This window comes from Pseudomonas sp. Marseille-Q7302 (assembly GCF_965111925.1).
Map to the genome: position 1 here is coordinate 1426990 of NZ_CBCOPK010000001.1, position 23924 is coordinate 1450913.

The following is a 23924-nucleotide window of genomic DNA, read 5'->3' on the forward strand; positions in this document are numbered from 1 at the left end:
TGTGGCGTTGCGAAACAGAATGCCGGTGTCTTGTGGACAGATGAGCCCACATGCACAGCTTATGCCCATGTCCATAGCTCAGGCGAGCTATTGACCCGAAGAGACCCAAACACAAAACAGATGTCGCAAAGATGTAATACAGGATGTCGCAGCGTGGAATCGGTGCGCACCAAAAGTGCGCGCCGATACAGCATTGTTACTTTTCTGCACTAGATCAGGGCATCTGTACTTCGATGGTACCGCCTGCCGTCACTTCGACGGTGGTCGTACCCGGGGCGACATCCGGGGTCACGGCGTCACTGGCGGCCTTCATCGCCGACATGCGCAGCATCGGCAGCGGTTGGGGAACGCCACTGGTGCCCAAGTCCAGATTGACGATGCGATAGCCCGAGCCCCCGAGGGCGTCGGTCGCCAGCTGGGCGCGGGCCTTGAAGGCGGCCACGGCGTCCTTGAACAGGGCATCCTCCTGCTGCTTGCGGGTGCCATCGGCGATGGTGAATTGCAGGTTGCCCATCTTCAGCGTGCCCAGCAGCTCGCCGGTCAGCTTGGACAGGGCGGCGAAATCCGCGCTTTCCAGACGCAGCTCGCCGCGTTCGCGCCAGGCATTGATGGCACGGCCCTGGTCTTCGTAGACCGGGTAGGTGTTGCGATTGCCCAGGGAGACATCCACGCCTTTGACCTTGCGGGCTTCTTCCAGGGCTGCATTGAGGGTCTTGGTGGTGTCGCTGGCCAAGGCTGCCGGATCCTGGCCCTGACTCTCGGTATAGAGCATGACCTGCATGCGATCACGCGGCACTTCGCGACTGACCTCGGCCCTCAGGCTAATCTGGTTGTAACGCGGCTCGTCGGCCTGGGCGCCGGTGGCGAGCGCGGCGCTGAACAGGGCGGCGCCCAGCACGAGTGGGCGTAGGGAAAAGGTCATGGTGTTCTCCTGATTGGCAGTACGAAAGCCTTGGGACCTCAGGCCCGGCGGATGGTGCGTCGCATTGCCGCGTCTGCGGCTGAAGGCGGACGGGGCTCGCTATAATGCCGGGTCTGCTCTGACGGACACGCCCCTCTGGGGCCCGCCGTCTCGATCGTTTCTTGCGCCTGGAACCTCGCATGTTCTCCTTGCCCGTTCAATGGTTGTCCGCCAATCGCCAGAATCTCGGGCGCCTGGTTCTCATCCGCGTGCTGGTGCTGGCCGCCCAGGCTGGCTCGGTGGGCATCGCCCGGCTGTCGGGCATCGTCCAGCTGCCCTGGACGGCCCTGGCCATCACCCTGGGCGTCTCCGCGGTACTCTGCCTGTTCGCCGCCCTGCGACTGACCCGCCCCTGGCCGGTCACCGAGCAGGAATATGCCGCGCACCTGGGCTGCGACCTGGCCATCCACAGCGCGCTGCTGTATTTCGCCGGCGGGCCGACCAACCCCTTCGCCTCCTATTACCTGGTGCCCCTGACCATCGCCGCGGCCACATTGCCCTGGCTCTACACCCTGGTATTGGCGGCCCTGACCCTGGTGGTCTTCTCGCTGATGCTGCTCTCCTATGAGCCGCTGCATCTGCTGGTGGCCAACGACGGTGCGGTGCTGAGCTATGGCATGTGGCTGAGCTTCGCCCTGTCCGCCGCCGTCATCACCCTGTTCGTCGCGCGGATGGCCACCGCCCTGCGTGAGCAGGAGAACCTGCAGGCCCAACGCCGCGAGCAGGCCATGCGCGACCAGCAGTTGCTGGCGGTCGCCACCCAGGCGGCCGGGGCCGCCCATGAACTGGGTACCCCGCTGTCCACCATGAGCGTGCTGCTCAAGGAATTGCAGCAGGAGCACGCCGATCAGCCGACCCTGAGCGAGGACCTGGCGCTGTTGCAGGTGCAGGTCGGGCAATGCAAGCAGACCCTGCAGCAACTGGTACGCGCTGCCGAGGCCGACCGGCGCCAGACCGTGCAGGAGCAGACCGCGGTGGAATGGCTGGAGGCGACCATGGATCGCTGGCACCTGATGCGGCCGGAAGCCACCTATCGCTTCGAGGTGGTCAGCCTGGGCACGCCGCCACGCCTGACGCCGCCGGTCGAACTTACCCAGGCACTGCTGAATCTACTCAACAATGCCGCCGATGCTTGCCCGGAAGACCTGGCCATCCGCCTGCACTGGGATGCTCGCGAGCTGTGCCTGTCGATCCGTGACCACGGGGCCGGCGTGCCCCTGGCCATCGCCGAGCAGCTTGGCAAGCCCTTTTTCACCACCAAGGGCAAGGGCTTCGGGCTGGGGCTGTTCCTCAGCCAGGCCAGCGTCACCCGTGCTGGTGGCACGGTGAAGCTCTACAATCACGAAGAAGGCGGCACCCTGACCGAATTGCGCCTGCCGCGGCACTACGCCTTGGCGTGAATGCCTGGAGAATTCTATGACTGACGACCTCAACAGCGGTTTCGACGACCAGCCCCACATCCTGCTGGTGGACGACGACCCCACCTTCACCCGGGTCATGGCCCGGGCCATGGATCGCCGTGGCCTGCGGGTATCCATCGCCGACAGCGCCGAGGAAGGCCTGCAATTGGCCAAGGACGACCTGCCGGACTACGCGGTGCTCGACCTGAAGATGGAAGGCGACTCCGGCCTGGTGCTGCTGCCCAAGCTGCTGGAACTGCATCCGGAGATGCGCGTGGTGCTGCTGACCGGCTATTCCAGCATCGCCACCGCCGTGGAAGCCATCAAGCGCGGCGCCACCAACTACCTGTGCAAGCCGGCCGATGCCGACGACGTCCTGGCCGCCTTGCTCGCCCAGCACGCCGACCTCGACACCCTGGTGCCGGACAATCCCATGTCGGTGGACCGTCTGCAGTGGGAGCACATCCAGCGGGTGCTGGCCGAGCACGAAGGCAACATCTCGGCGACTGCCCGTGCCCTGGGCATGCACCGCCGGACCCTGCAGCGCAAGCTGCAGAAGCGCCCCGTACGCCGCTGAGCGAGCCTCATCGTCCACGGGCCGGGGGCGATGAGTGTTACATTGTTTCAGTCAGACTCCGTTCAGGCATCTCGGCATAGGCTGTGCAAGCGTCTCGTTGAGCAGTCCTTGAGAGTCCGAGCATGTCCGAATCCGCCGTACCCGTACCCTCCGTCTATGGAGCTTCCCGCGGGCATTTTCTTGCCCGTGTCTGGGCCCTGATCACCCCCTACTGGCGCAGTGAGGAGAAGGGCAAGGCCTGGCTTCTGCTGTCCGTGGTCATCGCCCTGTCCCTGGCCGGAGTAGGCCTGTCGGTGGCCCTCAATACCTGGTATCGCTATTTCTACGATGCCCTGCAGAATCGTGATCTCGCCGCCTTCATCCGCCTGATGCTGTATTTCTGCGGCCTGGCGACCACGGCCATCCTGCTGGCGGTGTACCGGCTGTACCTGACCCAGGCGCTGACCATCAACTGGCGCCGCTGGCTGACCGAAAAGCACTTCGGGCTCTGGCTGTCCGATCGCAACTACTATCATCTCGAACGCGAAGGCGGCGCGGACAACCCCGACCAGCGCCTCACCGAAGACATCCGCGACTTCGCCGAAACCACCCTGACCCTAGGACTTGGTTTCATCCGTACCGTGGTCAGCCTGGTGTCCTTCAGCGTCATCCTGTTCGGCATTTCCGGCGACATCACCCTGTTTGGCATCACCATTCCGGCCTACATGTTCTGGGCCGCGCTGATCTACGCCACCATCGGCACCTGGCTGACCCATCTCATCGGTCGACGGCTGATCGGCCTGTACAACCAGCAGCAGCGCTACGAAGCCGATCTGCGTTTCGGTCTGATCAGGGTTCGCGAGAAGGCCGAAAGCGTGGCCTTGTTCCGTGGCGAGGCCAACGAGCAGCAACGCCTGCTGGAGCGTTTCGGCTATGTCTGGGGCAACTACCACCTGCTGATGAACTACACCAAGCGCCTGACCTTCTTTACCGCCGGCTACAGCCAGATCGCCATCGTTGCCGGCTTCGTGCTGGCGGCGCCGCGCTATTTCTCGGGCAAGATCCAGCTGGGCGACCTGATGCAGATCAACTCGGCCTTCGGCAACGTTCAGGAAAGTCTGAGCTGGTTCGTCGACGCCTACGTCAGCCTGGCATCCTGGCGCGCCATCTCCGATCGCCTGCTTACCTTCCGCGAAACCATGGCCGAACTGGGCCAGGAATCCGAAGTGCTGGTGCCGCGTACCGGCGACCAGGAGCTGCTGCTGGAGAGCCTTACCCTGAGCGCCGCCGGCCGGCTGCTGCTACACCCCACCGATCTGCGCATCACCCGTGGCGAGCACCTGCTGATCGAAGGCGCCTCGGGCAGCGGCAAGAGCACCCTGTTGCGCGCCCTGGCCGGACTCTGGCGGCAGGGGCAGGGCGATATCGCCGTGCCGGCCGGACGCCAGCTCTTCCTGCCACAGCAACCCTATCTGCCCATCGGCTCCCTGCGCGAGGCGCTGGCCTATCCGCAAGCCGCCGATGCCTACTCCGACGCACGCCTGACGGAGGTGCTGCAGCTGTGCCGCCTGGAGCACCTTCTTGAGCATCTGGACGAAGCCCGCCATTGGGAGCGGACCCTGTCGCCCGGCGAGCAGCAGCGGGTGGCCCTGGCGCGGGCGCTGCTCTATGCCCCCGAGTGGCTGTTCCTCGACGAGGCCAGCTCGGCGCTGAGCGAGGCGGACGAGCGCCTTCTCTATGAACGCCTGCTGGCCGAGAATCCTGGCCTTACCCTGGTCAGCGTCGGGCACCGGCCCAGCCTGAGGGCCTACCACCGTCGCCATTTGCTGCTGGAGGACCAAGAGCTGCGCCCTAGAGCGGTAGTGGACGTGTCTTGATATGGACCGAGCGGTCTAAATAGGGCGTTTGGGAGGAGGTGGGTGCTATGATTCCAGAGTCCCTTCAATCGGTACGAGAATCCATGTCAGCCCCCACCGTATCCCGCCCCCGAAAAAGACCCCGTAGCCTGGCAGAAGAGGTCGTCGCGGTGCTGATCCAGCAGATCGGCGATGGCCAGTTTCAGCCAGGCGACAAGCTCCCCACGGAATCGGCCATCATGCAGGCCCAAGGCGTGAGCCGCACCGTGGTACGCGAGGCCATCTCCCGACTGCAGGCCGGCGGCTATGTGGAGACCCGTCACGGCATAGGCACCTTCGTGCTGGAGCGACGCCCCGAGTCGCCGCTGCCAATCGATCTGGCGACCATCACCACCCTCAAGGACGTCCTGGCGATGCTCGAATTGCGCATCAGCCTGGAAGTCGAGGCAGCCGGTCTCGCGGCCCAGCGCCGTTCCGCCGAGCAATTGCAGGCGATGTGGACCTTGCTGGAAAACATGCGCACCGGTGTCGAGCAGCCCGACCGCGCGGTAAGCGCCGACCTGGAGTTGCACCTGTTGATCGCCAGCTCCACCGGCAATCGCTATTTCAGCGACATCATGGGTTACCTCGGCACGGTGCTGATTCCCCGTACCCGACTCAATTCCGCCTATCTCGCCCACGATGACCAGCAGCGCTACCAGAGCCGGCTGGACGCCGAGCATGAAGCCATCGTCCAGGCCATCGAAGACGGTGATCTTGAGGCGGCTCGTTCGGCCATGCGTTTGCACCTGAGCAACAGTCGCGAGCGCCTGAGACGCGCTCATGAAGAGATGGAGCGTCAGGCGGAAGGGGCGTGAAACCAGGCATTAACCTGGCGATACGCATTTTCATGGTAGGGGCTTGCCCCTTCCACAAGAGAGGTTGTACGATGACTTACAACAGGTAGCGGACGCGCCGCACCTCAGTCCAACCTACGCCGAGGCACTCAAGATGACTCCACAAGAACTCAAACACGTCCTCTCTTCCGGTCTGCTGTCCTTCCCGCTGACCGACTTCGATGCCAACGGCGACTTCCGTCCCGATACCTATGCCAAGCGCCTGGAGTGGCTGGCCCCCTACGGCGCTACCGCGCTGTTCGCGGCTGGCGGCACCGGTGAATTCTTCTCGCTGGAAGCCAGCGAATACAGCGGCATCATCAAGACCGCCGTGGACACCTGCCAGGGCAGCGTGCCGATTCTCGCTGGCGTCGGCGGCTCCACTCGCCAGGCCATCGCCTATGCCCAGGAAGCCGAGCGCCTGGGTGCCAAGGGTCTGCTGCTGCTGCCGCACTACCTGACCGAAGCCAGTCAGGACGGTGTCGCCGCCCATGTCGAGGCCGTCTGCAAATCGGTCAAGATCGGCGTGGTGGTCTACAATCGCAACGTCTGCCGCCTGCAGCCCCATCATCTGGAGCAGCTGGCCGAGCGTTGCCCTAACCTGATCGGCTACAAGGACGGCCTGGGTGACATCGAGCTGATGGTCGCCATCCGCCGCCGTCTGGGTGATCGCTTCAGCTACCTGGGCGGTCTGCCAACCGCCGAAGTCTATGCCGCCGCCTACAAGGCGCTGGGCGTACCGGTCTATTCGTCGGCCGTATTCAACTTCGTGCCCAAGACCGCCGTGCAGTTCTACGAAGCCATCGCCCGTGACGACCACGAGGCTGTCGGCAAGCTGATCGACGACTTCTTCCTGCCGTACCTGGAGATCCGCAACCGCTGCGCCGGCTACGCCGTGAGCATCGTCAAGGCGGGTGCCAAGATCGCCGGTTACGATGCCGGTCCCGTACGCACCCCGCTGACCGATCTCAAGCAGGACGAGTACGAGCAGCTGGCTGCACTGATGGACAAGCTCGGCCCGCAGTAAGGTCCAGCGCCTGAGAGGGCTATCAAGTACCTCTCCTCAGTTGCTTGCCCGCGACCAGTTGTCTGGTCGCGGGCTTTTTTCTGCCCGCGTCTCAAGGCGCCGGTAGAGCGCCCAAGGCCCTGGGGTGGCGAGGCTCGCCTGGCTTAAGGCGATCCTAAGGGCGGGTGGGCAGACTGGATTGCATGCCGCGCCTGGGTCGCGAAGCCGTTAGGGTAGGGGGAGCTGGTGCCTTGGTGCAGGCGCTTCTTGAGCAACGTCCAGCCAGAGGGTCCCTGTCATGAGTGCCGCCCTGCTGTTTCTCGCCCTCGCCGCGACGCCCGGGCATGCGACCTGCCTGGCCGCCAAGCCGCCCTCGGCCGCTGCGCTGACGCGGGCGGTCGGCAACCCTCCAGCTCCCGCGCCCCAGGCGCTGCCGATCATCCATACCGCGGGGACGCTGCCTCATACGGGCATCCACGATCAGTCCACGGCGGCCGTACGCGATTTCGGCTATATGCTCGACTTGGCGCTGGCCTGGCGAGATAACCACGATGCCGCGGCCCTGGCGCGGCTGGCAGGCTATCTCGATGCCTGGATACCGTTATATCGGCCCAGCTTCCAACCCATCGACGAGACCAACCTGGGCATGCTCATCGCGGCCTATCGGTTGACCGCGACGAACCTTCCGGCGCCAATGGCCCGGCGCACCCGCGCCTTCATCGAGGCACTGGCTCAGGGGTATCTGCAGCAAATGGAGGCGCACCGCGGCGATGACCGGGGCGTCTGGAGCAACAACTGGCAGAGCCACAGGATCAAGCTGGTGACCCTGGCGGCCAGCGCCCTGGATGACCGGGCACTGTTTGCCCGGGCGCGGGCGGCCTTCGTCACCCAGCTGGCGGTCAACATCAAACCCGATGGCGAGGTGCTCGACTTCAGCGAGCGCGATGCCTTGCACTATGTCGTCTACGATCTCGAACCGCTGGTGCTGGCTGCCGCAGTGGCCCGGGGGCGTGGCGAGGACTGGCTACGGCTGCCGGGCCGCGAAGGGCAGACTCTGGCCGCGACGCTCGACTGGCTGCTGCCCTATGCGCAAGGCCAGCGCAGCCATGAAGAATTCCGCCATACGACGGTGCGCTTCGATGTGCAGCGGGCCGAGGCCGGGCTGCCAGGCTATGCGGGGGTCTGGGATCCGAAAGGCGCCAGGACGCTGTACTGGTCGGCCAGTCTGCTTGACCCGCGCTACGTAGCCATCGCCCAGAAGCTTGCTGCCGCGCCACCGCGGATGCTGTGGGCCTATGCCCCGGCCTGTCAGGGCTAGCCCGACCTGAGAGTCTCAGTCCAGGCTGCGGATGCTGACCCTGGAGGTCCCGTCGGCCACCATATCGAGCCGATCGGCCGCGCTGCGCGACAGGTCGATCACCCGCCGGCGCACCGTCGGGCCGCGATCATTGATGCGGACCACCACGCTGCGGCCGTTGGCCAGGTTGGTGACCTGGACGCGGGTACCGAAAGGCAGGGTGCGATGGGCGGCGGTCAGGGCGTTGGGGTCGTACTTCTCGCCGCTGGCGGTACGGCGGCCGGCGTGCCACTTGGAGTAGAAGGACGCCATGCCGGTGTCCTGATAGTCATGGGCCGCGCTGGAGGACAGCGGTGGCGGGAAGCTCTCATGACTGGCGCAACCGGCGAACAGCAGGACCAGCGACAGCAGTCCAACGCGGTGGATCCGATGCATCTCGATGCCTCCTGGCAAAACGACCGGCAGCAGCTTAAGGGCTCGAACCGAGACTGTCAGCCCCGGTCCGTTACCCCGTGCGACTGCCGTCAGCCTTCCAGTTTCTGCTTGAGCAACTGGTTGACCTGGCCGGGGTTGGCCTTGCCCTTGGAAGCCTTCATCGCCTGGCCGACGAAGAAGCCGAACATCTTGCCGCGCTTGGCTTCGTCGCTGGCGCGGTATTGCTCGACCTGGGCGGCATTGGCGGCCAGGACCTCGTCCAGCATGGCCTCGATGGCGCCGCTGTCGGTGACCTGCTTGAGGCCCTTGGCTTCGATGATGGCATCGGCGCTCTCGCCTTCGCCGGCGGCCAGGGCTTCGAACACCATCTTGGCGATCTTGCCGGAGATGGTGTCGTCCTTGATGCGCAGGATCAGGCCGCCCAGCTGGGCCGCGCTCACCGGTGCCTGGCCGATCTCCAGGTCCTGCTTGTTGAGCAGGCTGGACAGGTCGCCCATCACCCAGTTGGCGGCCAGCTTGGCATCGCCGCTCACCCGCTGGACTTCCTCGAAGTAGTCGGCCAGCTCGCGGCTGGCGGACAACACGCTGGCGTCATAGACCGACAGGCCGTACTCACGCTGGAAGCGGTCGCGCTTTTCGGTCGGCAGCTCAGGCAACTGGCTGCGCACCTCGGCGAGGAAGGCTGGCTCGATCACGACCGGCAGCAGGTCGGGACAGGGGAAGTAACGGTAGTCGTTGGCTTCTTCCTTGCTCCGCATGGAGCGGGTCTCGTCCTTGTTGGGATCGTACAGGCGGGTTTCCTGCACCACCTTGCCACCATCCTCGATGAGTTCGATCTGGCGCTGAACCTCGTGGTTGATGGCCTTCTCGATGAAGCGGAAGGAGTTGACGTTCTTGATCTCGGCGCGGGTGCCGAAGGCTTCCTGACCCTTGGGGCGCACCGAGACGTTGCAGTCGCAACGCAGCGAGCCCTCGGCCATGTTGCCGTCGCAGATACCCAGGTAGCGCACCAGGGCGTGGATGGCCTTGACGTAGGCCACGGCTTCCTTGGCGCTGCGGATGTCCGGCTCGGAGACGATCTCCAGCAGGGGGGTGCCGGCGCGGTTCAGGTCGATGCCGCTCATGCCGTGGAAGTCTTCGTGCAGGCTCTTGCCGGCGTCCTCTTCCAGGTGCGCGCGGGTGATGCCGATACGCTTGACGGTGCCGTCTTCCAGGGTGATGTCCAGGTGGCCCTTGCCGACGATGGGATGATCCATCTGGCTGGTCTGGTAGCCCTTGGGCAGGTCCGGGTAGAAGTAGTTCTTGCGCGCGAAGACGTTGCGCTCGGCGATCTCGGCATCGATGGCCAGACCGAACTTGCAGGCCATGCGCACGGCCTCGGCGTTGAGCACCGGCAGGGTGCCGGGCATGCCCAGGTCGACCAGGCTGGCGTGGGCGTTGGGCTCGGCGCCGAAGCTGGTGGCGCTGCCGGAGAAAATCTTCGATTGGGTGCTGAGCTGAGCGTGGATCTCAAGCCCGATCACGGTTTCCCATTGCATGTCTCTATCCTTCCTCAGAAGCCGCTCGGCGCCTGGCGATGCCAGTCGCTGACCTGCTGGTACTGGTGGGCGACGTTGAGTAGACGGCCTTCCTGGAAATAGTTGCCGAGCAGTTGCACGCCCACCGGCAGGCCATCGACGAAGCCGGCCGGCATCGACAAGCCGGGGATGCCGGCGAGGTTGGCAGTGATGGTGTAGATGTCTTCGAGATAGGCGGAGACCGGGTCACCACCCTTTTCGCCGAGCTTCCAGGCCAGGTTCGGCGTGGTCGGGCCGAGGATGACGTCGACCTCGGCGAAGGCCGCGACAAAGTCGTTCTTGATCAGCCGGCGGATGCGCTGCGCCTTGAGGTAATAGGCGTCGTAGTAGCCAGCCGACAGGGCGTAGGTGCCGACCATGATGCGGCGCTTCACCTCGGCGCCGAAGCCTTCGCCGCGGGATCTCTTGTAGAGATCTTCCAGGTTGACCGGATTTTCGCAGCGATAGCCGAAGCGCACGCCGTCGAAGCGCGACAGGTTGGAGCTGGCCTCGGCCGGGGCGATGACGTAGTAGGCCGGGATGGCGTGCTGCAGGTTGGGCAGGGAGATGTCCTTGACGGTGGCACCGAGCTTCTTCAGCTCCTCGACCACGGCCAGTACCTTCTCACCGATGCGGGCATCGAGACCGGCGCCGAAGTATTCCCTTGGCAGGCCGATGCGCAGGCCGGTCAGCGGCTGCTGCAGGGCGGCACGGTAGTCGTCCACCGGCTGGTCGACGCTGGTGGAATCCTTGGGGTCGAAGCCGGCCATGGCCTGCAAGAGCAGGGCGCAGTCCTCGGCGGTGCGTGCCAGCGGACCGCCCTGGTCGAGGCTGGAGGCGTAGGCGATCATGCCCCAGCGCGAGACACGGCCGTAGGTAGGCTTGATGCCGGTAAGGTTGGTCAGGGCCGCCGGCTGGCGGATCGAGCCGCCGGTGTCGGTGCCGGTGGCAGCCGGCAACAGCCGCGCGGCCACGGCAGCGGCGGAGCCGCCGGAAGAGCCGCCAGGCACCCGGGTGACGTCCCAGGGATTCTTCACCGGGCCGTAGTGGCTGGATTCGTTGGCCGAACCCATGGCGAATTCGTCCATGTTCAGCTTGCCGAGGGAGACGGTGCCGGCCGCGGCCAGCCTCTCCACCACGGTGGCGTCGTAGGGTGCCTTGAAGCCAGTGAGGATCTTCGAGCCGCAGCTGGTCAGCACGCCCTGGGTGCAGAATAGGTCCTTGTGGGCGAGGGGCGCGCCCAGCAGGGCGCCCGTCTCGCCGGCGGCGCGGCGGGCATCGGCAGCGCGCGCCTGTTCCAGGGCCTGCTCGGCGGTCACGGTGATGAAACTGTTGAGCTGGGGATCGAGCTGCTCGATCCGTCGCAGCAGCTCGCCGGTCAGTTCTTCGGCGGAAAAGTCCTTCGCGGCCAGGGCGGCGGCGATCTCGGTCAGGGTCAGCTGATGCATGTCGTGTCTCACTCGATCACCTTGGGAACCAGGTACAGCCCGGCTTCCACGGCCGGGGCGATGGCCTGGTAGGCCGCGCGCCGGTCGCCTTCGGTAGCCTGGTCGGGCCGCAGGCGCTGGGTGGCTTCCAGCGGGTGGGCAAGGGGGGCGATGTCCGCGGTGTCCACGGCCTGCATCTGGTCGACGAGGCCGAGGATATCGTTGAGGGTAGCGGTGGTAGCGGCGAGATCCGCCTCGTCGAGACCCAGGCGGGCCAGGTGAGCGATCTTTTCGACGTCGGTGCGTTCGAGCGCCATCGGCTTCTCCAAGCAGGAAGGCGGCGTGACCCAGTTGGCGGCCGCGTATGCTGGAGACGGGCTGGCGGGTCGGGCGCCGCGTTGAACGGGGGCTTAACGGCCCGGAAAAGCTCTCAATCTAGCATATCGGCGCCTTGCCCTAAATCCCCGCGATTGTTAGAGTCTGCCGCACTTTTTTACCCGCACGTTTGTCCTGTCGCGTGCCTGCTTGTCACCGCCTAGGGTCACCTCATGTTCAAGAAATTGCGTGGCATGTTCTCCAGCGATCTGTCGATCGACCTGGGGACCGCCAACACTCTGATTTACGTCCGCGAGCGCGGCATCGTGCTGAACGAGCCGTCGGTGGTCGCCATCCGCACCCACGGCAGTAGCAACCAGAAGAGCGTGGTCGCCGTCGGTACCGACGCCAAGCGCATGCTGGGTCGCACCCCGGGCAACATTGCCGCCATCCGTCCGATGAAGGACGGCGTCATTGCCGACTTCAGCGTCTGCGAAAAGATGTTGCAATACTTTATCAACAAGGTGCACGAGAACAGCTTCCTGCAGCCCAGTCCGCGGGTGCTGATCTGCGTGCCCTGCAAGTCGACCCAGGTCGAGCGCCGCGCCATCCGTGAATCCGCGCTCGGCGCGGGTGCCCGTGAGGTGTTCCTGATCGAGGAGCCGATGGCCGCAGCCATTGGCGCCGGTCTGCCGGTCGAGGAAGCCCATGGTTCCATGGTCGTCGACATCGGTGGTGGCACCACCGAGATCGCGCTGATCTCCCTGAACGGTGTGGTCTATGCCGAGTCCGTCCGCGTCGGCGGTGATCGCTTCGACGAAGCCATCGTCACCTACGTGCGCCGCAACTACGGCAGCCTGATCGGCGAATCCACCGCCGAGCGCATCAAGCAGGAAATCGGCACCGCCTACCCGGGCGGCGAGGTCCGCGAGATCGATGTCCGGGGTCGCAACCTGGCCGAAGGCGTCCCGCGCAGCTTCACCCTCAATTCCAACGAGGTGCTCGAAGCCATGCAGGAATCCCTGGCGACCATCGTCCAGGCGGTCAAGAGCTGCCTGGAGCAGTCGCCGCCGGAGCTGGCGTCCGACATCGCCGAGCGTGGCCTGGTGCTCACCGGTGGTGGCGCTCTGCTGCGCGACCTGGACAAGCTGCTGGCGCTGGAAACCGGCCTGCCGGTGATCGTCGCCGAAGACCCGCTGACCTGCGTGGCCCGGGGCGGCGGCAAGGCGCTGGAAATGATGGATCGCCACGCCATGGACCTGCTGTCCACCGAATAAGGCAGTTCCAGGCTACAGGCCCCGCTCCGGTCGCCCCAGGCTACCGGGGTGCAGGGCGCGTTCTGCGAGGAACTCACCATCAAGCCGATTTTCAGCAAAGGCCCAGCGCTGGGCATTCGTCTGCTGATCCTGGCCGCCCTTTCGGTGGGTGTCATGGTCACCGACGCGCGTTTCGACTATCTGAAGCCGGTGCGCAGCGAACTGGCGCTGGTACTCTCGCCCCTCTATCAGGTGGCGGGCTTTCCCGTGCGCGCCTGGGAAGTTGTCAGCGACCAGTTTTCCAGCCGTACCGAGTTGATGGCGGAAAACGAAAGACTCAAGGCCGAGCAGCTCCTGCTGCAACGGCGACTGCAGAAGCTGGCCGCGCTCACCGAACAGAACGTACGCCTGCGCGAGCTGCTCAATTCCGCCGCCCTGGTGGACGACAAGGTGCTGGTTGGCGAGCTGATCGGCGTCGATCCCAATCCCTATACCCATCGCATCATCATCGACAAGGGTGCGAAGGACGGTGTCTTCGTCGGCCAACCGGTGCTCGACGCCAGTGGCCTGATGGGGCAGGTGGTGGAGGTGATGCCCTATTCGGCGCGCGTCCTGCTGCTGACCGACGTGACCCACAGCATTCCGGTGCAGGTCAATCGCAACGGCTTGCGCGCCATTGCCGCCGGCACCGGTAACCCCGAGCGCCTGGAGCTGCGCTATGTGGCCGATACCGCCGACATCAAGGAAGGCGACCTGCTGGTGAGCTCCGGGTTGGGGCAGCGTTTCCCGGCCGGTTATCCGGTGGCCACGGTGTCCAAGGTGATCCACGACTCGGGGCAACCCTTCGCCGTGGTGCGCGCCATTCCTACCGCCAAGCTCAATCGCAGTCGCTACATGCTGCTGGTGTTCAGCGACACCCGCACCCCGGAGCAACGCGCCAACGATGCCGCCGAGGCCCAGGAGGCGGCGGATCGCCATGCCGCCCAGCGCCCGGCCGCCGCCGCGAATCCGGCCCCCGCCGGAGCCTCCGCCGCGCAGCCGCCAGCTCCTGCTACGCCAGCGCCGAGCGCCGCCGCCAGCAGTCGCGCCGCGACCCCGACCAAGCCTCCGGCGACCCAGGGCAACACTGGGGCTCATCCGGCCACGCCGACCAAGCCACCTGCGGGTGCGAATGGCGCCGCGGCGCATCCTGCCACGCCAGCCAGGTCGCCCGCCCAACCGGCCACGACCGGTACCCAGGCACCACGTCGGGCCCAGCAGCCAGCCGCGGAATTGCCCGACGAGGGTGATCGTTGATGGCGCTGCGCATCGGCCATAACGGGTGGGTGATCTGGCTCACCCTGCTGGTCGGGCTGCTGCTCTCCATCGTGCCCATGCCGGAATTCATGGAGATCGGTCGGCCGCTGTGGCTGGCCATGCTGCTGACCTTCTGGACCCTGGCCCTGCCGCACCGCGTCGGGCTGCTCACCGCCTGGGTGATGGGCATCGCCGAGGACGTGCTCTATGGCAGCCTGCTGGGGCAGACCGCCCTGGTGCTGAGCCTGGTCGTCTTCCTGGTCCGCTCCCTGGCGCAGCGGCTGCGCGCCTTTCCTGTCTGGCAACAGAGTTTCGTGCTGCTGGTGGTCTACGGTATCGCCCAGCTGCTGGCGCTGTGGCTCAACGCCCTGGCCGGCAGCCGGCCACCGACCCTGGTGTTTCTCACCCCCTCGCTGGTCAGCGCGCTGCTCTGGCCGTGGATCTATCTGCTGCTGCGCGGGCTGCGCCTCAGATTTGGTGTCACCTGAGGCGGTCTGAACCACCGCTGGGCGAAGGCAAGGCAGGCAAGACTCTCTGAGGACACGGCGTTTACCAGTGATGAACGAGCCTTCCGAAGGGATGTTCAACGCCGCATGACCGAGCGCAGGCTCTTTTCCCGCAAAGCCTAAGCTGGTTTCACCGGCGATGGGCTGGCATTCTCCCGTCATCCCCTCGTCATCTGGTCGTTGTCGATGCCTCAGCTCTATCTCGCCTCCGCCTCGCCACGGCGTGCCGAACTGCTCGAACAGATCGGCGTCGCCTTCCAGAAAGTCGCCGCGACGGTGGACGAAACCCCTCATCCAGGGGAGGTGGCGGACGCCTATGTCGAGCGCCTGGCCCGGGCCAAGGCGGCCATGGGCCGGCAAGTACTGGCCGGCGCCTCCGATGGCTGTGTCCTGGGCGCCGACACCTGCGTAGTGCTCGATGACCAACTGCTGGGCAAGCCCCGCGATCGTGCCGAGGCGCTGGCCATGCTCAACGCCCTGGGCGGTCGACGGCATCGGGTGGTGACCGGCGTTGCCGTGGCCGATGGCGAGCGCTGTCTGAGTCGCGTGGTCGCCGCGGAGGTGGAGTTTCGTCCCCTGGCCCCCGGTGAAGCCGAGCGCTACTGGGACACCGGTGAGCCGGCCGACAAGGCCGGCAGCTATGCCATCCAGGGCGCCGGTGCGGTCTTCGTTCGCGGACTGCAAGGCAGCTACAGCGCCGTCGTAGGGCTGCCGCTGTGCGAAACCGCGGAACTGCTGAGCGCTTTCGCCATCCCTTGTTGGCGGCCTGTCGGACGGCCGACCGCTCAGTCTTGAGGTCCCTGGTATCCCGGTCCTCATTCCGCCCTTCCACGTCGTCCAAGAGTCCTCCATGAGCGAAGAGATCCTCATCAACATCACTCCCATGGAGTCCCGTGTCGCCGTCGTGGAAAACGGTGTGCTGCAGGAGGTGCACGTCGAGCGCACGTTACGCCGCGGCATCGTCGGCAACATCTATCGCGGCCGGGTCGTGCGGGTACTGCCGGGCATGCAGGCGGCCTTCATCGACATCGGCTTGGCCCGTGCGGCCTTCATCCACGCCGCCGAGATATCCCAGCGTGAAGGTGCGGCGGTGGAGAGCATCAGCGCGCTGGTGCGCGAGGGCCAGACGCTGGTGGTCCAGGTCACCAAGGACCCCATCGGCACCAAGGGCGCGCGCCTTACCACCCATCTGTCGATTCCCTCGCGCTATCTGGTCTATATGCCGCGTACCTCCCATGTCGGCATCTCGCTGAAGATCGAGGACGAAGCCGAACGCGAGCGCCTCAAGGCGATCATGGCGCGTTGCGTGGAAAGCGAGGGCATCGAGCACGAGGGCGGTTTCATCCTGCGCACCGCCGCCGAGGCGGCGCGCGAGGAAGACATCCTGGCCGACATCCGCTATCTGCGCCGCCTCTGGCAGCAGATCTCCAGCAATCTGCAGGGACCGACGCCGGCGCCCATCTATGAAGACCTGACCCTGGCCCTGCGCGCCCTGCGCGATCTGGTCGGGCCGCGCACGGAAAAGATCCGCGTCGACAGCCGCGAGAACTTCCAGCGCATCGGGCAGTTCGTCGAGGAGTTGATGCCCGAGGTCGCGGCGCGGCTGGAGCATTATCCGGGCGAGCGGCCGATCTTCGATCTGTATGGCGTGGAAGACGAGATCCAGAAGGCCCTGGAGCGCAAGGTACTGCTCAAGTCCGGCGGCTATCTGGTGATAGATCCCACCGAGGCGATGACCACCATCGACGTCAATACCGGCGCCTTCGTCGGCCATCGCAATCTGGAAGAGACCATCTTCAAGACCAACCTGGAGGCCGCTACCGCCATCGCCCGTCAGCTGCGGCTGCGCAATCTCGGCGGCATCATCATCATCGATTTCATCGACATGGAAGACGAGGAGCATCAGCGCCAGGTGATCCGTACCCTGGAAAAGCAGCTCGAACGCGACCATGCCAAGACCAATATCATCGGCATCACCGAGCTGGGCCTCCTGCAGATGACCCGCAAGCGCACCCGCGAGAGCCTGTCCCAGGTGCTCTGCGAACCCTGCGGCAATTGTCAGGGACGCGGCATCCTGCGCACCGCCGAGACCATTTGTTACGAGATCTTTCGTGAAATCCTGCGCGAGGCGCGGGCCTACCAGGCCAATTCCTATCTGGTGCTGGCTAATCAGAAGGTGGTGGATCGGCTGCTGGACGAGGAATCGGGCAATGTCGCCGATCTCGAAGCCTTCATCGGCCGCACCGTCAAGTTCCAGGTGGAGACCATGTATTCCCAGGAGCAGTACGATGTCGTGCTGCTCTAGGTTCGTGCCTTGATGTCCCTGCTCAAACGCGGCGCGCTTGGCTTGGCGCTCCTACTGCTGGCCCTGATGACCCTCTATATGGGCCTGGGGCGGCTGCTCATGCCCTGGGTCGGCGAATACCGCAGCGAGGTCGAGGGGCGCGCTACCGCCGCGTTGGGCGAGCCGGTGCGCCTGGGACGACTCGAAGGACGCTGGGCCACCTGGAATCCGGTGCTGATCCTGCGCGATCTGAGCCTGGGGCGCGGCGAAAGCAGCGTACAGCTGGATCATCTCAAGGTGGTGCCGGATGTGCTCGGCAGTCTCTGGCATCGCCAGCTGCGGCTCAAGTCGGTGCAGATCGATGGCGTCCATCTGGTCCTGGAGGAGGATGCCCAGGGCCACTGGCAATTGCGCGGCCTGCCGCCGCGGGCGCCGGACGCCAAGCCCTTCGATCCGGGTCCGCTGCTCGATGCCCTGGCGCGCCTGGGCCATGCCAGCCTGCTGGACAGCCAGCTCAGTCTGATCCCCCAGCAGGGTTCCCCGGTGACCCTCAGGTATGCCGAGGCCAGCCTGTCCCGGCAGTTGAACGGTGCCCTGGAACTGGCAACGCGTTTCCGACTGCCCGATGGCGGCACGGTGGCGGCGTATTTCATCGCCAGGCCACGGCCCGAGGACTGGCGCGCCAGTGGGCTGGAAGGCTATGTCAGCCTGCCCGCCAGCGACTGGTCCCGCTGGATCCCGGGAACCCTGACCCGGCAATGGCAATTGCGCCGTGCCCAGGCGGAAGGCGAGCTCTGGTTCGCCTGGGCCGAAGGGCGGTTGCAGCGTTCCCATCTGCGCCTGAAGGCGGATGAGCTGACGCTCGCCTATGCCGATCACCCCCCAGTGCGGCTGCAGGCCCTGGCGCTGGACAGCGACCAGCAGGCCGGCGCTGCCGGCCAGTACAGCGGGGCGCTTGCGCTCAAGGCTCAGCTCGACGGCAAGCCGCTTGAAGCGCGCTACGGCCTGGCCTACGACAGCACCGCCCAGCACCTGCAGGTACGTAGCGACCAGCTGGATCTCAAGCAGGCTGCCCGGCTGGCCCGGGACCTGGCACCCTTGCCGGCGCCTGTCGCCCAGGCCATGCAGGCCTTGGCGCCCCATGGTCAGCTGCGCAATCTCAACGCCGACTTCTATCCGCAGAAGCCCCTGCGCGAGCGGCTCTCCTATGCGGCCAACCTGGAGCGGGTGGGCGTTTCCGCCTATCGGGGGGCGCCTGCCGTCGAGGGTGTCACCGGCAGCCTGAGCGGCAGTCTGGGCGGCGGCGAATTGTGCCTGGACACCAGCGACTTCATGCTGCACCTGAGCGACCTCTTTCCCGAGCCCTGGCGCTATCGCACCGCCAAGGCGCGACTGACCTGGAGGCTCGACGATCAGCGCTTCACCCTCGGCAGTGCCCTGATGCAGGTCACCGGGCCGGAGGGTGCGGCCAGTGGCGACATGCACATCCAGCTCGGCCTGCACCCCGAGGTGGACAGCTACATGGATCTGCGTGTCGGCCTCAAGGACGGCGACGCGAGCTACACCCGCAAGTACCTGCCCACCAAGCTGCCGGCGACGGACTTCAGTCCGGAACTGGCTCAGTGGCTGACCACCGCCATCGTCGGCGGCCGGATCGACGAGGCCATCTACCAGTACCAGGGCTCCCTGCGCCATGGCTCGCCTCCGCACTCGCGCACCATGAGTCTGTTCTTCCGGGTGCACGATGCCCAGCTGGCCTATCAGCCCGGCTGGCCCGCGCTGCGCGAAGCCCGGGGTGATGTCTTCATCGAGAGCGACGGGGTCAAGGTTCAAGTACCCGAGGGGCGCATCCTCGACACCCGGGTCAGGGACGTCGAGGCCCGTATCCCGTTGCTGCACGATGGCAGCACGCCGCACCTGCGTCTTACCGCACGACTCGACAGCAGCGTGCGCGATGGCCTGAAGATTCTCCAGGACACGCCGCTACCGACCGCCAAGGTCTTCGCCGGCTGGAAGGGTGAGGGGGCGCTCAACAACAGCAGCCTGAATCTGGACATTCCCCTGGCCAAGGGACAGCCACCCGTCGTGGTGGTCGAGCTGACGCCGGACAAGGCGCGCCTGGAGCTGGCGGATCCCCAGCTGACCCTCACCGACCTGCGCGGCACTTTCCGCTACGACACCCGTAGCGGCCTCAGCGCACCCGACATCCAGGCGCATGTCTTCGATCAACCCATTCGCGGTCAGGCCCTGGCCGAAGGCAAGGCCAACGAGCCCCGTACCCGCCTGGTAGTGGACGGCCGCGTGGACGTGGACCAGCTGGCACGCTGGCTGGGCAGCGAGGGGCGACCCCTTCCGGCGCGGGGCCTGCTTGGCTATCGCCTCGGTCTGACCCTCGCCGAGCACAGCGAGCTGGCCGTTACCTCCGACCTGCGCGGGGTAGCCATCGACCTGCCGGCGCCCTTCGGCAAGAGCGCGGAGCAGAGCCGCGAGGCCTTCTTCAGCCTGGCGCTCAACGAGGGTGAGCGCCGGGTGGAAGCGACCTACAAGGGGCTTGCCGACGCCGTGCTGATGCTCGATCCCAAGGCCATGGACAAGGGGCGCGGCGAGGTCGTGCTGGGTGGCGGGACCGCCAATCTGCCCACCACGGCCGGTTACGACCTGCGCGGCCAACTCGCGGAATTCGATCTGGCGGCCTGGCAGGACGTCTATCAGCGTTATGGCAAGGCCAGTGGCAGTGGCGGGGCGGGGCAGGGCGGCGGCAACGCGGTCGATATCTCCAGCCTCGGACGCGGCGATCTCAGCTTCGGGCGCTTTCTGGCGTTTGGCCAGGAAATCGACAACCTGCGCCTCACCTACGCGCCCCAGGGCAATGCCTGGCAACTGGGACTGGCCAGCCAGACCGTGGCTGGCCAAGTGCGTATCCCCCGCCAGACTGGCCAGCCGATCGACATCAACCTGCAGCACCTGCGCATTCCCCAGACCCCGGCAGATCCCTCGGTGGAAAGCGACGCGCCCCGTCCCGATCCGCTGGCTGACGTCGATCCGCGCACTTTGCCAGCGCTGAATCTAGTCATCGACCGTTTCGAACTGGGTGGGCGCCTGGTCGGTGCCCAGCGCCTGCAGCTCAGGCCGTCGCCATCCGGCGCCAACTTCAATGCCCTGGACCTCGACCTGCGCGGCCTCAAGGTCATGGGCTCCCTGCGTTGGGAAGGAGCGCCGGGTGCGACCCACAGCTACTACCAGGGACGTCTGTCCGGCGGCAACATCGCCGACATCCTGCTGGGCTGGAATTTCGCTTCCAGCGTGACCAGTCGCGATTTCCGGCTGGATGCCCGGGTCGACTGGCCCGGCTCGCCTGCCCATGTCGCCCTGGCGCGGCTCAATGGCAATCTCGATGCGCGCTTCAACGATGGCCAGTTGCGCCAGGTGGAAGGAACGGCTTCGGCGCTGCGTATCTTCGGCCTGCTCAACTTCGAATCCATCCGCCGCCGCCTGCGGCTCGACTTCTCCGATCTGTTCGGCAAGGGCTTGAGCTACGACAGCATTACTGGGGTACTCGACGCCCAGCAGGGCGCCTTCCGTACCCGCAAGCCCATCAGCCTGAGCGGGCCGGGTGCCGAGATGAGTCTGCAGGGCCTGCTTGACATGGCCAGCAATCGCATCGACGCCAACCTCAAGGTCGGGCTGCCGGTCAGCAACTCCCTGCCGCTGGCCGCGCTGATCGCCGGGGCGCCGGCCATCGGCGGCGCGCTGTTCATCGTCGATCGGCTGATTGGCGACCGCATCACCCGCATGGCCAGCATCAACTACCACATCGAAGGCCCCTGGCAGAATCCCACCATGACCACGGGCAAGCGCGATTGAGCGTTGCCCTGCGGCCGCGCCACTGCTTAGGATGGGCGATCCCTTCTGGAGTGCCTGCATGTCCATAGCCATCCTGCAGATGGTCAGCGGCCCAGCGGTGGCAGCCAATCTGCGCGCCGCCGAGCGGCTGCTCGAACGCGCCGCTAACGCCGGTGCGCAACTGGCGGTGCTGCCGGAAAACTTCGTCGCCATCGGGCATCCGGCCCCCGCCGAACTGGCCCGGGCGGAGGCGCTTGGCGAGGGTGAGATCCTGCCCTGGCTGTCCAGCCGGGCGCGCGAGCTGGGCTTCTGGCTGCTGGCCGGCACCCTGCCGCTGCTGCCCGACGGCGCCACCGAGGGCAAGCCCTGCGCCTGTTCGCTGCTGTTCGACGACCAGGGTCGCCGCGTCGCCCGCTATGACAAGCTGCATCTCTTCGATGCCGACGTCAGCGACAGCCAGGGCAGCTATCGCGAATCCGATCACTATGCCGCCGGTGAGACCCTCACGGTGGTGGATACCCCGGTCGGCCGCCTGGGCCTGACCGTCTGCTACGACCTGCGCTTTCCCGAACTCTACGGCGCCCTGCGCGCTGCTGGTGCGGAGCTGATCAGCGCCCCCTCGGCCTTTACCGTGCCGACCGGCCAGGCCCACTGGGAGTTGCTGCTGCGCGCCCGGGCGGTGGAGACCCAGAGCTATCTGCTGGGCGCCGCCCAGGGCGGTGTCCACGCCAATGGCCGCACGACCTGGGGCCACGCCATGGCCGTGGATCCCTGGGGCGAGGTGCTTGCCGTCCAGGCCCACGGCGAGGCGGTTCTGCTCATCGAGCGCGATGCCGAGCGCCAGGCCCAGTTGCGCCAGCGAATGCCCGTCACCCAGCACCGCCGCTTCGCACCGGCGCGCCTGGCTGGCCACTAGGAGGCGAACGGCAATGGCGCCCATTGGTCATTTGCATCAGGGATCAATCACTTCCGCGAGTAGGCTAGAGGCCACCTCGCGCCCCTTTCATCGTTCCGACGCCCGGGGTGGCGTCGTCTGGAGTTTCCATGAGTGATTACCTGAATAGCGTCGGCGCGGCCCTGCTGGGGCCGGGCGGACTCGCGCTGGACGATCTGCAGCCCGTGCTGCAGCGCCTCGCCGGCCCCGGCATCGACGCTGCGGACCTGTACTTCCAGAGCATCGTCTCCGAGTCCTGGCTGCTGGAAGACGGCATCGTCAAGGAAGGTGGTTTCCATCTCGACCAAGGCGTCGGGGTGAGGGCGCTGTCCGGCGAGAAGACCGGCTTCGCCTACAGCAACGCCATCACCGGCGAGGCGCTGGATCTCGCTGCCCAGGCCGCGCGCTCCATCTCCCGCAGTGGCGTCGAGGGCCAGGTCCAGGCATTTCGTGCGGTGGAACCCGCGCAGCGCCTCTATGGCCAGGACAACCCCCTCGATGTGCTGGATCGCGCGACCAAGGTGACCTTCCTGCAGCAACTGGACGAGGCCACCCGGGCCCTGGATCCGCGCATCCAGCAGGTCACCATCAGCCTGGCCGGCGTCTGGGAGCGCACCCTGGTGGCCGCGGTCGACGGCACTCTCGCCGCCGACGTGCGCCCCCTGGTGCGCCTGGGCGTCAGCGTCATCGTCGAGCAGAACGGTCGTCGCGAGCGCGGCAACAGCGGTGGCGGTGGCCGTTGCGACTACCGCTATTTCCAGAGCGACGACCGTGCCCTAGGCTATGCCCGCGAAGCGGTCCGCCAGGCGCTGGTCAATCTGGAAGCCACGGCGGCCCCGGCCGGCACCCTGCCAGTGGTGCTGGGTGCCGGCTGGTCCGGCGTGCTCCTGCACGAAGCGGTCGGCCATGGTCTGGAAGGCGACTTCAACCGCAAGGGCAGCTCCAACTACAGCGGTCAGCTTGGCCGGCAGGTAGCCTCGTCGCTGTGCACCATCGTCGACGACGGTACCCTGCCGGATCGCCGTGGTTCCCTGTCCATCGACGACGAGGGTACCCCCAGCGGCTACAACGTGCTGATCGAGAACGGCATCCTCAAGGGCTACATGCAGGACAAGCTCAACGCCCGGCTGATGGGGGTGGCTCCTACCGGCAATGGCCGGCGCGAGTCCTATGCCCACCTGCCCATGCCGCGCATGACCAACACCTACATGCTCGCCGGCCAGAGCGATCCGGCCGAGATCATCGCCTCGGTGGAGAAGGGCATCTATTGCGCCAGCCTCGGCGGCGGTCAGGTGGACATCACCAGTGGCAAGTTCGTCTTCACCACCAACGAGGCCTACCTGATCGAGAACGGCAGGCTTGGTCGCCCGGTGAAGGGCGCCACCCTGATCGGCAATGGTCCCGAGGTCATGAACCGGGTATCCATGGTCGGCAACGACCTGGCGCTGGATGCGGGGGTAGGGACCTGCGGTAAGGATGGCCAGTCATTGCCGGTGGGCGTGGGTCAGCCGACCCTGAAGATCGACGCCATCACCGTGGGCGGCACCGGCGCCTGATGCCGGCACCGGCCGTGGCCGTAGCGGACAGAAACCTAGCGCAGACCGCGCTGGGTTTCGTCGAGGGTGCGGATGTACTTGAAGACCTTGCGCGCCGCCGCGGGCGGCTTGTTGTGCGCGGCCTCGTGCTGGGCATGGCGCACCAGGCCGCGCAGGTGCTGGCGGTCGGTTTCCGGATACAGCGCCACGAAGGCTTCCAGCGCCTGGTCGCCCTCGGCGATCAGGCGATCGCGCCAGCGCTCCAGGGCATGGAAGCGCTCGTTGTACTGCCGCGTCGAGCTGTCCATCTGGTCGACCAGCGCCAGGATGGCCTCCAGATCCTGGTCACGCATCAGCTTGCCCAGGTACTGGACATGCCTTTTGCGCGCGATGTGCGTCTTGTGCTTGGGCGCCTCGGCCAGGGCCTTGCGCAGCGGATCGGTCAGGGGCAGGCGGTCCAGCTGCTCAGCCGGCAACCCGGCCAGGCGTTCGCCCAGCTCCTGCAGCGCGTGCAGCTCACGCTTGACCTGTGTCTTGCTCTTTTCGCCCAGCGGCGCGTCGTCGTCGTAAGAATCAACCATGAACT

At 66.2% G+C, this 23924-nt stretch carries 20 protein-coding genes; 14 read left to right on the forward strand and 6 right to left on the reverse strand.

Features of this window, described 5'->3' with window-relative positions; translation table 11 throughout:
• Positions 1-214: 214 nt before the first annotated feature.
• The gene (locus tag ACWPW1_RS06565) at positions 215-922 is read right to left on the reverse strand and encodes an SIMPL domain-containing protein (RefSeq protein WP_271654186.1); all 708 of its coding nucleotides are present in this window, start codon (positions 920-922) and stop codon (positions 215-217) included.
• Between the two features lie 179 nt (positions 923-1101).
• Between ACWPW1_RS06565 and ACWPW1_RS06570 the strand changes: the two genes are divergently transcribed.
• The 6 genes from ACWPW1_RS06570 (at position 1102) to ACWPW1_RS06595 (ending at position 7972) form a co-directional block, all read left to right on the forward strand.
• Positions 1102-2361, forward strand: a complete 1260-nt coding sequence (locus tag ACWPW1_RS06570) for an ATP-binding protein (protein WP_059314004.1) — start codon at positions 1102-1104, stop codon at positions 2359-2361.
• 16 nt (positions 2362-2377) lie between these two features.
• Positions 2378-2938 (forward strand): response regulator transcription factor, encoded by a 561-nt coding sequence (locus ACWPW1_RS06575; protein WP_059314005.1) that lies wholly within the window; start codon positions 2378-2380, stop codon positions 2936-2938.
• Between the two features lie 122 nt (positions 2939-3060).
• The gene (locus ACWPW1_RS06580) at positions 3061-4794 is read left to right on the forward strand and encodes an SbmA/BacA-like family transporter (protein ID WP_434776024.1); all 1734 of its coding nucleotides are present in this window, start codon (positions 3061-3063) and stop codon (positions 4792-4794) included.
• An 83-nt stretch (positions 4795-4877) separates the two neighbouring features.
• Positions 4878-5630 (forward strand): FCD domain-containing protein, encoded by a 753-nt coding sequence (locus ACWPW1_RS06585; protein ID WP_434776025.1) that lies wholly within the window; start codon positions 4878-4880, stop codon positions 5628-5630.
• A gap of 133 nt (positions 5631-5763) precedes the next feature.
• Entirely contained in the window at positions 5764-6675 is a 912-nt protein-coding gene (kdgD, locus tag ACWPW1_RS06590; RefSeq protein ID WP_017642389.1) for a 5-dehydro-4-deoxyglucarate dehydratase, read from the forward strand.
• A gap of 277 nt (positions 6676-6952) precedes the next feature.
• On the forward strand, positions 6953-7972 hold the full coding sequence (locus ACWPW1_RS06595) for an alginate lyase family protein (RefSeq protein WP_271654188.1): 1020 nt from the start codon (positions 6953-6955) through the stop codon (positions 7970-7972).
• A 15-nt stretch (positions 7973-7987) separates the two neighbouring features.
• On the opposite strand, the gene ACWPW1_RS06600 is transcribed toward ACWPW1_RS06595, so the two are convergent.
• The 4 genes from ACWPW1_RS06600 to gatC form a co-directional block, all read right to left on the reverse strand.
• A complete protein-coding gene (locus ACWPW1_RS06600; RefSeq protein WP_271654189.1) occupies positions 7988-8386 on the reverse strand; it encodes a septal ring lytic transglycosylase RlpA family protein in 399 nt (132 codons plus the stop codon).
• Between the two features lie 89 nt (positions 8387-8475).
• Positions 8476-9924, reverse strand: coding sequence for an Asp-tRNA(Asn)/Glu-tRNA(Gln) amidotransferase subunit GatB (gene gatB / locus ACWPW1_RS06605; RefSeq protein WP_323148912.1), 1449 nt, complete (start codon positions 9922-9924; stop codon positions 8476-8478).
• Between the two features lie 14 nt (positions 9925-9938).
• On the reverse strand, positions 9939-11390 hold the full coding sequence (gene gatA / locus ACWPW1_RS06610; protein WP_454252612.1) for an Asp-tRNA(Asn)/Glu-tRNA(Gln) amidotransferase subunit GatA: 1452 nt from the start codon (positions 11388-11390) through the stop codon (positions 9939-9941).
• Between the two features lie 8 nt (positions 11391-11398).
• Positions 11399-11686, reverse strand: a complete 288-nt coding sequence (gene gatC / locus ACWPW1_RS06615) for an Asp-tRNA(Asn)/Glu-tRNA(Gln) amidotransferase subunit GatC (RefSeq protein WP_059314012.1) — start codon at positions 11684-11686, stop codon at positions 11399-11401.
• Between the two features lie 231 nt (positions 11687-11917).
• On the opposite strand from gatC, the gene mreB reads away from it, so the two are divergent.
• From mreB to tldD, 8 genes are all read left to right on the forward strand, one after another.
• Positions 11918-12961 (forward strand): rod shape-determining protein MreB, encoded by a 1044-nt coding sequence (mreB, locus tag ACWPW1_RS06620; protein WP_059314013.1) that lies wholly within the window; start codon positions 11918-11920, stop codon positions 12959-12961.
• Between the two features lie 87 nt (positions 12962-13048).
• Positions 13049-14236 carry a rod shape-determining protein MreC gene (mreC, locus tag ACWPW1_RS06625; RefSeq protein WP_156428992.1) on the forward strand — a complete coding sequence of 396 codons (1188 nt, stop codon included), beginning with the start codon at positions 13049-13051 and terminating at the stop codon, positions 14234-14236.
• Positions 14236-14724: a rod shape-determining protein MreD gene (gene mreD, locus ACWPW1_RS06630; RefSeq protein WP_059314014.1), complete on the forward strand. Its 489-nt coding sequence runs from the start codon at positions 14236-14238 to the stop codon at positions 14722-14724. The genes mreC and mreD overlap by 1 nt, the downstream gene beginning before the upstream one ends.
• Positions 14725-14928: 204 nt before the next feature.
• The gene (locus ACWPW1_RS06635; RefSeq protein WP_434776028.1) at positions 14929-15537 is read left to right on the forward strand and encodes a Maf family nucleotide pyrophosphatase; all 609 of its coding nucleotides are present in this window, start codon (positions 14929-14931) and stop codon (positions 15535-15537) included.
• A gap of 55 nt (positions 15538-15592) precedes the next feature.
• Entirely contained in the window at positions 15593-17047 is a 1455-nt protein-coding gene (rng, locus tag ACWPW1_RS06640) for a ribonuclease G (RefSeq protein ID WP_059314016.1), read from the forward strand.
• Positions 17048-17059: 12 nt separating this feature from the next.
• Complete coding sequence (locus tag ACWPW1_RS06645; protein WP_454252613.1) at positions 17060-20890, forward strand: YhdP family protein; 3831 nt, start codon at positions 17060-17062, stop codon at positions 20888-20890.
• A gap of 58 nt (positions 20891-20948) precedes the next feature.
• Positions 20949-21785, forward strand: coding sequence for a nitrilase-related carbon-nitrogen hydrolase (locus ACWPW1_RS06650; protein WP_434776031.1), 837 nt, complete (start codon positions 20949-20951; stop codon positions 21783-21785).
• 128 nt (positions 21786-21913) lie between these two features.
• Positions 21914-23359: a metalloprotease TldD gene (gene tldD / locus ACWPW1_RS06655; RefSeq protein WP_434776032.1), complete on the forward strand. Its 1446-nt coding sequence runs from the start codon at positions 21914-21916 to the stop codon at positions 23357-23359.
• 35 nt (positions 23360-23394) lie between these two features.
• Here tldD and yjgA read toward each other — a convergent pair whose 3' ends face one another.
• Positions 23395-23919 carry a ribosome biogenesis factor YjgA gene (gene yjgA, locus ACWPW1_RS06660; RefSeq protein WP_059314019.1) on the reverse strand — a complete coding sequence of 175 codons (525 nt, stop codon included), beginning with the start codon at positions 23917-23919 and terminating at the stop codon, positions 23395-23397.
• Between the last annotated feature and the right edge of the window lie 5 nt (positions 23920-23924).